Consider the following 11,990-nt stretch of genomic DNA (forward strand, 5'->3'; position numbering starts at 1 on the left):
ATGCGAACTATATCTTGGCCTAACAAGCTGTTCGAGCGGACGCGGGCGATAAAGCCGCTCGCGCCGCTCAATGCTGGCGTTATACATAAGCTCATAAGCGGAGAGGCCTTTGAAATTCAGTCGGTTTGGCTCCGACGATGGACGCATAGTGGTTTATTTCCATGGCGTCCCAGGCGCGCAGGACGAATGTAGCATTTTCGATCTGGAAGGAAAAAATCACGGCCTGACATTCGTTTGTTTGGACCGGTTTTCTGTCGATCCGTCTGTCAATGGGGAAGCGTATTACAGACTTCTGGCTACGGAAATTTCGAGGATAGCCTCCGGAAAACAAGTGGATGTCGTTGGATTCTCAATCGGTGCATTTATTGCGTTACAGACCATCCGTTACATGGCCAACGGCGTCGGAAACCTGCATTTGGTTTCCGCAGCTGCACCGCTGGAAACCGGCAATTATCTTGAAGCCATGGCGGGCAAACAGGTGTTCAAGTTGGCAAAAGCAGCACCCGCCTTGTTCGTTTTGTTGTCTTACTGGCAAGGATTGCTGGCTTGGCTTTCTACCGATGCCTTGTTTCGCTTGTTGTTTGCCAGCGCAGTTGGCGAAGATAAGGTGTTGGCCACCGACAGTGAATTTCGAGCTGGCATCGCCGAAGTATTGAAGGCCTGTTTTGTTGGCCGCGCACGAGGCTACGCGAGAGACATTGGCCTTTATGTGCTGCCATGGGAATCGACGCTCGCCGAGGTATCCGTCACTACTCATATTTGGCACGGAGCCGATGATAACTGGTCTCCACCACTGATGGCTGAGTACTTGAAGTCAGCAATTCCTGGTTGCATTTCGGCCAAAATATTCAATGGACTGTCACATTATTCATGCCTGTACCGAGCGGCACCTGAAATATGCAGTCTATTAGGCAAGGCGTAACATTGCGGTCGAGTGCGACGCTCCTATCGTCGCGCTCTTCACCTCCAGGTAATGCGCTTCTACGCACGTCCTGTGAACGAAAGCGAAGCAAGTCTTTCGTGACTCGAATGCCTCAATGCAACTCCACGTCATCGAAAGCGACTTACTCGTCCAACTCGTTGGGGCCATCGTCAACCCTTGGAACCGCAACATCATTCCCTGGTGGCGTCTTCTCACGCAGGGAATCTCTCGTGCCATCGAGCGCCAAGCAGGCACTCAGCCGTTTCGAGGGGTTGCGCGTCATGGAATCATCCCACTCGGCGAGGCTGTCCTCACTTCCCCAGGCCGACTTCCGTTTCGCGGCATCATTCACGGCGTGGGCATCAACATGCTCTGGCGGTCGTTCGCGTTTTCCGCTCGGCAGTCGGTTCGTAACGCCATGCGTATCGTCATCGAGCAGCAGTTTCGCTCCGTCGCCTTTCCACTCATCGGAGCTGGCTCAGGCGGCGGTTCACCCGAGCGCATCCAGGGCTTCATCACCGCGGAGCTTTCAGCCGTACCTTTTGCCGGGAAGATTTATGTCGTCCCCTATTCCAACAACCGAAGCGCCCAACCATGCGCTGCATGAGCCGCTCCGGGCGTCACTGCCCATGCTTCCCACCCCCTTCGCGCCCAGCCGCCAATGCATACGCCGCGCCACCCTCCGCGGTTGCTGAGCTTACGGTCGTTGTACTGCCTACCACTCACTCATATGAACAACAAGGTTTTGAAATGAACGGCATAAAAATTGTGCTAGGGGCTCTCATATTCGTATGCTCGGTAAATGTGTTTGCTCTTGATTGGCAGGACAGTCCCGAAGTGGATCCATTGTTTCGCAATGCAAGCGTAACGGGCACATTTATTCTTTACGACGTAACACAACATAGGTTGACTGGTCACAATCATGAAAGGGCCTACACACAGTTCATCCCAGCTTCCACTTTTAAGGTTGCCAATACCCTCATTGGGTTGTCCGTCGGCGCCGTGAAGAGTATCGATGAAATCCTCCCCTACGGCGGGAAACCTCAACGGGTAAAAGCATGGGAAAAAGACATGAGCTTGCGCGAGGCCATTGCCATGTCTAACGAGGCTGTAGAAAAACCCATTTTTCTACAGCCTCGTTAGACTTCTTTACACAATCACCACTAGAAATCGTAATTTTTAATATTGTTCAAGCCATATGGGTGAGCAAGTTATTTTGCCCGCCCACCCTGCAAGATTTTTAACCCGGAAAATACGTAACGATGAAGACCACGCATCACGGCGGCTGCCCTCACGATTGTCCCGACACCTGTTCTATGATTTATCAAGTGGAAGACGGCAAATTAACCGGCGTCAAAGGCAATCCCGACCATCCTATGACACGCGGTGGGCTTTGCGTCAAATTGAAGGATTATGAAAAACGCCATTACCACCCAGACCGCCTCTTATACCCGATGCGTCGCAGCGGCCCGAAAGGCAGCAAACAGTTTACACGCATCAGTTGGGATGAGGCCTTGGATGAAATCGTCAGCCGCTGGCAAGCCATTATTGCTGAATACGGCCCACAAGCGATTGTGCCGTATAGTTATTTGGGCAACCAAGGTTTGGTGCATGGCCTGAATGGAGGCGATGCATTTTTCAACCGTTTAGGCGCAACCGTCACCGAACGCACCTTTTGCGGCGAAGGATCCAGCACTGCGTGGTTGTTGACAGTGGGGCCGACTGCCGGTGTTGACCCCGAAAGTTTCATCCATGCTAACTACATCATCATCTGGGCCTGTAATTCGGTCAGCACCAACTTACATCACTGGCATATCGTTAAAGAAGCCCAGAAGAAAGGCGCGAAACTAGTGGTAATTGACGCATATGCCTCCAAAACCGCAAAGGAGGCCGATTGGCATATCGCCCCCAAACCCGGCACCGACGGCGCATTGGCCATGGCGATGATCCATACCATTATCGAAGAAGGCTTGGTCGATCAGGATTATGTCGATAATTACACCATCGGTTTTGACGAGTTGAAAGAGCGCGCAAAAACCCGCGACGCTAAATGGGCAGAAGCTATCACCGGTATCCCCGCCGATACTATCCGCACTTTAGCGCGTGAATATGCCACGACACAGCCAGCCGCAATCCGCCTAGGCGTGGCATTAGAACGCCATAAGGGCGGAGGGCAAGCCATTCGCGCCGTCAGTTGCCTGCCCGCGTTGACGGGCGCGTGGCAATATGTCGGCGGCGGCGCGTTGCAGTTTCCGGTTTGGGAGCATCCATATAAATTTGACGTGATCTGCCGACCTGATTTGATTCCCGAAGGCACGCGCGTCATCAATGCCTTACAACTAGGCCGCGTCCTTACCAATGAGCCGCCCGCCGGCTCGCCGATCAAGTCGCTAATGTGCTGGAACGCCAACCCCGTCACGCAAGCCCCGGAAACCGATAAAATTGTCCAAGGCTTGCTTAACGAAGACTTGTTCATGATATCGGCGGAACATTTCATTTCCGACACCGCCATGTATGCCGACATCCTGCTTCCCGCCGCGATGGGCGCGGAACAAGAAGACATAATTTTATCGTGGGGACATTTGTATCTGACTTACAACGCCAAATGCGTGGATGCCCCTGGTGAAGCGATTCCCAATAACGAAATCTTTCGCCGTTTGGCGGCGCGACTGGGTTTTCAGGAGGAAAATTTCCAATGGTCGGATAGCGAATGTCTCGAGCAGTATGTCGATTGGAGCGCTCCGGCATGTGTGGGTATTGATCTGGCATATCTGCGCGAACACGGTTTTGCGCGGCTGAAAGTCGGCACAAAGGACGACCGCGCGCCGCATAAACAAGGCAATTTCCCGACCCCCTCTGGCAAATGCCAATTAAAATCCGAAGGCGCGATTAATTTCGTGCCTGGGCCATTCCGGCAGATGTATGGCGACTTCCAACCTGGTGAGCTACTTGATCCATTGCCGGATTATGTGCCATCCAGGGAATCTATCGCGACCAACCCTGAACTGGCGCAAAAATACCCGTTAAGCATCATCTCGCCCAAAAGCCACGGCTTCCTGAATTCCTGTTACGCGAACATAGAACAGAAAATCAAAGGCCAAGGCGAACAGTTTGTGTTGATAAATTCGGTTGATGCCGAGGAACGCGGCATTAAAGACGGTGACAAAGTGCGGGTATTCAATGATCGGGGGGCATTTGAAGGCGATGCCCGTATCACCGCCGACGTGAATGCGGGCTTAGTTGTCGCCACACTAGGCTATTGGCGGCAATTGAATACTGGTACGGTCAACAGTATCAGTTCGTCAGAGTTCGCCGGCATGGGCAACGCGCCGTCGTTTTCTGACAATCTGGTACAAGTGGTGGCCGCGCATGCCTGAAATTCTGAAACAACCAGGGGCAAGGCAAAGTTGAATGCCTAACATCGCGATCAACCGGAACCCGGCCTATGGTTTCGGTCAGGCTCACCGCTGATCGGGTCCGGTTCTCCTCGAGGTTAAAGGTTACTGAGTTCCATGAGCTTCATTCAGGCAATTCGTTTCCAATATGACACCGCTGACGAAGTAGGGTAGGCAGCACTTTTCTGCCCGCCGGCTTTGATTCAAACAGTGGACAGACGATGAAGCTGTTTGCCCACCCGGCTGAACAGCGTTGGGCGGCTATGTCCGGCGCGTGTCGGAGTGGCCCCATTCGACGTTTCATAGATATGTCGAATGGGGTATCTATCCGCTAGATTGGGCCTATGTACAGGAGTTTGATAAGACTGTGGAAGAGCGTGTATGACTCCCATGCGGCGCAATACGGCTGACGCCTCGCGCGCTACATAAGAGAAAAGGGGTCACCCCTTAACCAGCCGATGTTCCGGACAAAAAAAGACCGGGCCGGGATTGTTCATCCCGGCCCGGTCGGCATAACGCGCCAGTCCCTGGCGCTCCTTCCCCTTCCCTATGAAAACTAGTTAGCGGCCTGCTGTTCGCCCAAACCGATGTAAGCGCGCAGATCAGCCAGCGTGACCACGCGCGGGCCGTGCAGGGCGGCAATCTTGTCCACGCTCAGATTCAGCTTCTTGATGTTGTCGTAAAGATTCACGGAATACGGATTGGCCGGGGCCGGAGGCGGCACATTGGCGGCGGTGGGCGTGTAAGCGTCGGCTTCCACCAGGATTTTCTCGTTCGGCAGATAGACCAGAACGAACGCATCGTTATGGCCGTTGCCGGCGATGGAATGTATCTCGATGGGGCGCTTGCCGTCCGTCAGCACATGCTTGCCGGTAAAGCCTTCGAAGCGCGCGGCCTTTTTCGACTTCTCCAGACGATCCGGATTCAAGCTGTGCGAGTGGGCCCACACTTTCTCGTAATAGGCCTGGTTCGGCTGGTGCGTCACGATGGTTGCACCTTCGTCGACGAAGGTGCGCAAACCGCCCGCGTGATCGAAGTGCGCATGGCTGTTGATCACAAAGTTGATCGGCTTGTTGGGAATGAGTTCCTTGGCCTTGGCGATGACGGCCTGCGAGCGTTCTTCGTTCAGTGGGGCTTCGATGATCGCGATGTGGTCGGCCTGTTCGATCGCCAAGCTATGATGCGTGCCGCCGGTCAGGTAATAAACGCCTTCCGCCAGTTTTTCGGAATTCACCACAACGGCGGGAGCCTTGGCGAGATCCTGCGGAACCTTGATGTCGACGCCTGGGTTCTTCCGCGCCGACGCCACATTGATGTCCAACACCGGGTATCCGCCCTGGTTGCGAACGATATGCGAGGGGAACTGGATGCCACCGAAATCCTTGTAATCGCTGAACTTGGTTTCCACCAGCGTGTCGCCGAGCACCGGATTGTCGATCCAGGTTCGCACCTTGATCACCTGGTTGTACGGGTTGATGGTGCCGACATAGCGGTACTTGCCGCCCACGTTGAAGGACACCTCCGTGTTACCCTCCACGGTCGTAGACGTCGCGTTGTTGGCCAACGCCGCTTTCAGGAAACCTTGCGGGGTGGCCCAGATTTCAGCCGCGCGTTCTTCGACGGCCGCCGGTTGGGCATTCGCCGCATTACCGGTGGTGGATTCGTTCCACGCCGTGCTGCCGCTGATGAACTGGTCACCGCGCTGCTCTACCGGTGCGGGACGCAGGCGGTCGGGTTCGACGATCTGGCTGCGCACGTACTGCACCCGCGCGCTGGACGTGTCGTAGTTGATGTCGCTGATATAGCTCTTGACGTCGAACGCCGGCCATGCGGAATTCGGATTGGGCGCCTGACCGAACTGGAACCAGCGTCCGGTGCCCGAGAACTCGACGGATTTGATGTCGGAGACGCCCGCCGCCGCGGCCGCTTCCTGCAGACTCTGCGCGTGCAGCGAACCAGTGCCCAACGCAGACGCAACCGCCAGGCCGATGACCAAAGTATGTCTAGATTTACGCATGTAGCCTCCTTGGGCTTTCCAGGTAGTGAGGAATACGGAATACCGAACACCTGGAGAGCAAGAGGCATACCAGTCAAGCCTTGACGAGGCGGTACTCGCCAATCGGCGGTTTTTACTGGCTGTAAGGGATCGGCCGATACTTCGGCCCGGCCATACAGACCCTTTCGAGTGTTGCATGGCCAACAGCGCTGTTTCGCGACTGCATGCCACGAAGCAAGCCGTCTGTCCAGAGAGGAAGGGCTGAAAACGATAGCCCATGACCCTGAGGCGCCGGGCCCTGGCGCAATATTACCGCTTCACCAGCGCGCCCGGATGACGTATGACCATGAAATACGCACCGCCCCGCCTCGATACCCAGCCCCGCAATTCGAGGCTCAGGCCGACATAGCTCTGCAGAGGCGGAAACGAGCGGACGTTCTGCTTCGGAATATGCGCCTCGAAGCCGGACTCGAAATGAAGTATGTAAAGACTTTTTCGCTCGTCCACCCCGAGAGCCTTGCCAACCAAGCGCTGCCACCCGTCCAAGCCGCCGAAATCCAGGCCCGCCATGGTTTTGGCCCGGTATTCGGGCAGCGCCCACAAACCTTTCTTGTCGCGCTCGGCGCGCGCTTCGGCGGACAGCATGTCGTCCACATATTTCAGATTCGGTGGGTAGATATCGGTGGTGGCGTAGCCTTGCTCCACCAGGAGCCGGTTGACATGCTCGCCGTCCGCGGTGAACACATGGGCCAGCTTGCGGCCATAGTGGTCCTGAAATTCGGTATCCTGCTCCAGCCGCACCCGGCGGCCCTCCAGTTCGCGCTTGAGCCAGGCCTTCGCGGCCTCTCCGCCCGCTTCTTCCTGCTTGCGACCGCCAGCGACCTCGGGCGTATTGATCCCCAGCAGACGAACCTTGTCGCCGTTTTCCAGCAGGACCGTGTCGCCGTCGTAAACTTTTTGCACGCGGACATAAGTGCCCGCGGCAGTCCGGGCTGGAGGCTCGATCTGCAGCCTTTCCGAGCCGGGCACCGGGCGGTCGGAGAAGTGGGTGCGCCCCTGATCGTCTCGCCAGCGGTAAACCTCCCCGCAGGCCGACGTGACCAGCGACATCAGGATCATCAAGGCGGCCGCGCGGGCGCCGCCACGTAAAATCAAGGGCATCTCGATTCCTTATCGGCATGAGGCCCAGGCGTGACTCGGGTTGCCGGGCTGGGGCTCGCATGAAAGAATAAACGGGCAGCAAGGTCGGCCTTGCCTCGTCGGAGCGGACCCTGGGTCCCGCACGTTCAGCCTCTCACTTTCAATCACAAGGTATAAAAATGACCAGAGCCGTTTGGCTGCGCTCTTTCATGGGCGCACTTCTGGCCGTCAGCCTAATAGGATGCGCTATGGGAAACCCGGAAGAAAACAAGAAACAGGGCGAAGCCTTTCTCGCCGAAAACGCCCACAAGCCGGGCATCGTCACCACGCCCTCGGGGCTGCAGTATGAGATCCTGCAGGAAGGCACGGGCAACCAGCCGACGGCGAGCGACAATGTCACCGTCAACTATAAAGGCTCGTTCATCACCGGCGGCGAATTCGACAGCGGCGAGGGTATCAGCTTTCCGCTGAGCGGCGTGATTCCCGGCTGGACCGAAGGCGTGCAACTCATGAAGGAAGGCGCCAAATACCGCTTCTTCATCCCCTCGCAACTGGCCTACGGCGAGAACGGCGCCGGCCGGGTGATTCCTCCCAATTCGGCCCTGATCTTCGAGGTCGAATTGACCAAGGTGAACCGCTGAAGCCATGGGCGACGGCGACGACGAACTGGCCAAAGCCGCCGAGTCCCTGGGACTCGGCGGCATCCGCCGGCACATTTTTCTCTGCTGCGATCAAACCAAACCCAAGTGCTGCGACAAGGAAGCCGGCCTGGAAGCCTGGGATTACCTCAAGCGCCGCATCAAGGAACTCAAGCTGGAAGGGCATACCGGTCTCTTTCGTAGCAAGGCCAACTGCCTGCAGGTCTGTTTGCGCGGACCGGTGGCCGTGGTCTATCCGGAAGGCGTGTGGTACCACTCCTGCACGCCGGAAGCCCTGGAGCGCATACTCCAGGAGCATTTAATCGGCGGCAAGCCGGTCGAAGAATTTTTGATACCCAAGCCCCCGGCAGCCCCGCTGCCATGACCCCTCCCGCCATCGACATCGGCCGATCCGGCGACCGCCTGGAGGTAAGGCTGTCCGGCGACTGGGTACAAGGGCAGAAGCCGCCGACCGTCGAACCGCTACTGAAAGTCCTGGACGAACCCGGCCCCACGCGCGAACTGGCTTTCGACAGCCGCGCGCTGGACTCATGGGATAGCCGGCTGCTGACCTGGCTGCTCAAGCTCGAAGCCGCCTGCCTGGCCCGCAACATCGCACTGAATGGCGAGGGATTGCCGGAAGGCGTGCGCGGCCTCTTGGCGCTGGCCCATGCGGTGCCGGAAAGGGCCGGGGCACGCCGAGAAATCAAAAAGGTCGGCGTCGTGGAACTGCTGGGCCGGCAGGCCCTGGCCCTGCGCGACGACGCGCTGGCCATCACCGCCTTCATCGGCGAGAACATCCTGGCCTGGCTGCGCTTCTTCACCGGCCGGGCACGCTACCGCAAGTCGGACTTCTGGATTTTCGTCCAGGACTGCGGCGCCCAGGCCCTGCCCATCGTGACCCTGATCTCGCTGCTGGTCGGCATGATACTGGCCTTCGTCGGCGCCGTTCAGCTGCGCATGTTCGGGGCGCAGGTCTACATCGCCGACCTGGTGGGCTTGGGCATGTCGCGGGAAATGGGCGCCATGATGACCGGCATCATCATGGCCGGCCGCACCGGTGCGGCCTACGCTGCGCAACTGGGCAGCATGCAGGTCAACAGCGAAATCGACGCCCTCAAGACCCTGGGGCTGGCCCCCATGGATTTCCTGGTGCTGCCGCGCATGTTGGCGCTCATCTTGATGATGCCGCTGCTATGCCTGTACGCCGATCTCATGGGCATCCTGGGCGGTGCCTTGGTCAGCGTCGGCATGTTCGACATCACCCCGCTGGAGTATTTCATCCACACCCGCGAGCGGCTGGACCTGGACGATTTCGCCATCGGAGTATTCAAGTGCGCGGTGTTCGGCGTGCTGGTCGCCAGCGCCGGCTGCATGCGCGGCATGCAATGCGGGCGCAGCGCCTCGGCGGTAGGCGACGCGGCCACCTCGGCCGTCGTGACGGGCATCGTCTTCATCGTGGTCTCCGACGCGCTCATCACGCTCATCATCACCGCCTTGAAGATCTGAGGCCATGAGCAGGGATATCCACATCGCCGTGACCGGCCTGACCATGGCCTACGGCGATTTCATCATCCAGCGCGACCTGAGCTTCCAGGTCAAGCGCGGCGACATCTTCATCATCATGGGCGGCAGCGGCTGCGGCAAGAGCACCCTGCTGCGCCATCTGATCGGCCTGCAGCAGCCTGCGGCCGGCGACATTTATTACGAGAACGAAAACTTCTGGCGCGCCGACGAAAAATCGCGGCAGGCGCGCATGCGCCGCATGGGTGTCCTGTACCAGAGCGGCGCCTTGTGGAGCTCGATGACCCTGGCCGAAAACGTCGCCCTGCCGCTGGCCGAGTACAGCGGGCTCAGCCGCCAGGAAATCGATGAGGTCGTCTCCCTCAAGTTGGCTCTGGTCGGCCTGGCCGGCTTCGAGAATTACTACCCCTCGGAGATCAGCGGCGGCATGCAGAAGCGCGCCGGCCTCGCGCGCGCCATGGCCCTGGACCCGGACATCCTGTTTTTCGACGAACCCTCGGCCGGGCTGGACCCGATCAGCTCGCGCCTGCTCGACGACCTCATCCTGCATCTGCGCGACAGCCTGGGCAGCACGGTGGTCGTGGTGACGCACGAATTGGCCAGCATCTTCGCCATCGGCAATAATTCGGTCTTTCTCGACGCCGACAGCAAAACCATGATCGCCTCCGGACACCCCCAGCACCTGCTCGCCGAGTGCGAACACCCGACCGTGCGCCGGTTCCTGATGCGGGGCGAAGAGGCTAACGGCTCCCCCAACCTGACATGAACAAGCAAGTCAATCCTGTCCTGATCGGCGGCTTCGTCCTCGGCGCCGTCGCCCTGGCCATCGCCGGCATCATGGTGTTCGCCAGCGGCGTCTTCACGCCGGTGTTGAAGAACATCATCTATTTCGACGGCTCCATCAACGGCCTCAATATCGGCGCGCCCGTCAAGCTCAAGGGCGTGACCGTCGGCAAGGTCGACGACATCCTGGTGGTGTTCGACGCGGAGGGCGGCCGCATCATGACGCCGGTCATCATCGAATTCGAACCGCAAAAATTTTACAACCTGGAAGGCCGTGAGGTCGCCACCGGGCACCCGACCGACACCAAGAGGCTGATCGAGCGCGGGTTGCGCGCCCAATTGCAGCTCCAGAGTCTGGTCACGGGCCAGTTGTTCGTGGAGGTCAACTTCCGTCCCGAGACTCCGATCCGGCTGATCGCCGGCGAAAACGCCGTTTATCCGGAAATCCCCAGCATTCCTTCGCCCAAGGAACAGATCGAGAACACCATCGACGAGGTGGTCGCCACGGTACGCAAGATTCCGCTGGAAGAAACCATGCATGCCATCCTCGAAAGCATCATGACCGTGGAAAGGCTGCTCAAGTCGCCGGAAATCACCTCCAGCCTGGCCACCATGGACCACACCTTGAAAGACCTGCAGCATCTGGTCCACCATCTGGACGAGAAAATCGACCCGCTGAGCAAAGACTTGCAGGGCACCCTGGGCGCGAGCCGCCAGTTGATCCAGAACGTCAACGGGCGGGTCGACCCGCTGTCGACCGAGGTGCAGAGCGCGCTCAAGGCCACCGCCTCGGCCATGCAGCAGGCCCGCACGACACTGGCGACGGTCGATCAGGCGACCACGCCCAACGCCAGCCTGGACTATGCCTTGCGCGATCTGAGCACGGCGGCGAACTCCTTGCGCGTGCTGGCCGACTTCCTGCAACGCCACCCGGACGCCCTGCTTTACGGCAAAACGCCGGAGGGGAACTGAAACCATGTTCAAGCTCTACGCCTGCGTCGTCTGCCTGCTAAGCGCCACGCTACTCGCAGCCTGCTCGCCCAAGACCCATCCGGCCCAGTTTTACCGGCTCGAACCCCTGGGCGCCGCACCGGCTCCGATAACAAGCGACAAGCCGCTACGGGTGATAGGCCTGGGTCCCGTGCGCATACCCGCTTATCTGGACCGCCCGCAAATCGTCACCGGGGCCGCGGGCAACCGCATGAACCTCGACGAATACCACCGCTGGGCCGAGCCCTTGCGCGACACCGTGGGCTCCGTGCTCGGAGAGAATCTGTCGGCCCGCGTGCCGGGCGCCCATCTGGTCGTGTTCCCCTGGAATCGGGCGATTACCCCCGACTACCAGATCGAAATCGACTTCAGCCGTTTTCACGTGAACGACGAAGGCGTCGCCGAACTTTGGGCCAACTGGAGCATACTCAGAAACAACAAGCCGCTGCTGCTCCAGACATCCCGCATCGCCCTACCCGCCTCGGGACGCGACGCCGAGGCGCTGGTAGCCGCGCAAAACCGCACTCTGGCCCAGTTCAGCGAAGAACTCGCACTGGCCTTGAGTAAGTTGCCGATCGAATAACCAAAATCTAGCCAACCCG

At 58.6% G+C, this 11,990-nt stretch carries 11 protein-coding genes and 1 pseudogene; 10 read left to right on the forward strand and 2 right to left on the reverse strand.

Going from position 1 to position 11,990, the window contains the following annotated elements; genetic code table 11:
• Window positions 1–109 precede the first annotated feature (109 nt).
• The 4 genes and pseudogenes from JWZ97_RS09390 to JWZ97_RS09405 all read left to right on the forward strand — a co-directional run bounded on the left by JWZ97_RS09390 (window position 110) and on the right by JWZ97_RS09405 (window position 4,299).
• Window positions 110–922, forward strand: coding sequence for an alpha/beta fold hydrolase (locus tag JWZ97_RS09390; RefSeq protein ID WP_205428237.1), 813 nt, complete (start codon window positions 110–112; stop codon window positions 920–922).
• A 115-nt stretch (window positions 923–1,037) separates the two neighbouring features.
• Entirely contained in the window at window positions 1,038–1,529 is a 492-nt protein-coding gene (locus JWZ97_RS09395) for a macro domain-containing protein (RefSeq protein ID WP_205428243.1), read from the forward strand.
• 152 nt (window positions 1,530–1,681) lie between these two features.
• Window positions 1,682–2,035: pseudogene (locus JWZ97_RS09400) on the forward strand (penicillin-binding transpeptidase domain-containing protein); the annotation flags it as partial.
• A gap of 149 nt (window positions 2,036–2,184) precedes the next feature.
• Window positions 2,185–4,299: a molybdopterin-dependent oxidoreductase gene (locus tag JWZ97_RS09405; protein WP_205428245.1), complete on the forward strand. Its 2,115-nt coding sequence runs from the start codon at window positions 2,185–2,187 to the stop codon at window positions 4,297–4,299.
• A gap of 574 nt (window positions 4,300–4,873) precedes the next feature.
• On the opposite strand, the gene JWZ97_RS09410 is transcribed toward JWZ97_RS09405, so the two are convergent.
• Together JWZ97_RS09410 and JWZ97_RS09415 are read right to left on the reverse strand one after the other, a co-directional pair.
• Window positions 4,874–6,334 (reverse strand): MBL fold metallo-hydrolase, encoded by a 1,461-nt coding sequence (locus JWZ97_RS09410; protein WP_205428246.1) that lies wholly within the window; start codon window positions 6,332–6,334, stop codon window positions 4,874–4,876.
• Window positions 6,335–6,622: 288 nt separating this feature from the next.
• Window positions 6,623–7,474 carry a thermonuclease family protein gene (locus JWZ97_RS09415; RefSeq protein WP_205428247.1) on the reverse strand — a complete coding sequence of 284 codons (852 nt, stop codon included), beginning with the start codon at window positions 7,472–7,474 and terminating at the stop codon, window positions 6,623–6,625.
• A 188-nt stretch (window positions 7,475–7,662) separates the two neighbouring features.
• Here JWZ97_RS09415 and JWZ97_RS09420 point away from each other — a divergent pair, with 188 nt between their 5' ends.
• The 6 genes from JWZ97_RS09420 to JWZ97_RS09445 are packed head-to-tail and all read left to right on the forward strand — an operon-like array spanning window position 7,663 to window position 11,971.
• On the forward strand, window positions 7,663–8,094 hold the full coding sequence (locus JWZ97_RS09420) for an FKBP-type peptidyl-prolyl cis-trans isomerase (protein WP_371822617.1): 432 nt from the start codon (window positions 7,663–7,665) through the stop codon (window positions 8,092–8,094).
• A gap of 4 nt (window positions 8,095–8,098) precedes the next feature.
• Window positions 8,099–8,476, forward strand: coding sequence for a ferredoxin (locus tag JWZ97_RS09425; protein ID WP_205428251.1), 378 nt, complete (start codon window positions 8,099–8,101; stop codon window positions 8,474–8,476).
• Window positions 8,473–9,600 (forward strand): ABC transporter permease, encoded by a 1,128-nt coding sequence (locus JWZ97_RS09430; RefSeq protein WP_205428253.1) that lies wholly within the window; start codon window positions 8,473–8,475, stop codon window positions 9,598–9,600. Before JWZ97_RS09425 ends, JWZ97_RS09430 begins: the two co-directional genes overlap by 4 nt.
• A gap of 4 nt (window positions 9,601–9,604) precedes the next feature.
• Complete coding sequence (locus JWZ97_RS09435) at window positions 9,605–10,381, forward strand: ABC transporter ATP-binding protein (RefSeq protein ID WP_205428262.1); 777 nt, start codon at window positions 9,605–9,607, stop codon at window positions 10,379–10,381.
• Window positions 10,378–11,370, forward strand: a complete 993-nt coding sequence (locus tag JWZ97_RS09440; RefSeq protein ID WP_205428266.1) for an MlaD family protein — start codon at window positions 10,378–10,380, stop codon at window positions 11,368–11,370. Before JWZ97_RS09435 ends, JWZ97_RS09440 begins: the two co-directional genes overlap by 4 nt.
• A 4-nt stretch (window positions 11,371–11,374) precedes the next feature.
• Window positions 11,375–11,971 (forward strand): membrane integrity-associated transporter subunit PqiC, encoded by a 597-nt coding sequence (locus JWZ97_RS09445; protein WP_205428267.1) that lies wholly within the window; start codon window positions 11,375–11,377, stop codon window positions 11,969–11,971.
• The last annotated feature ends 19 nt before the right edge of the window (window positions 11,972–11,990 follow it).

This window comes from Methylococcus sp. EFPC2, assembly GCF_016925495.1.
Lineage (GTDB): Bacteria > Pseudomonadota > Gammaproteobacteria > Methylococcales > Methylococcaceae > EFPC2.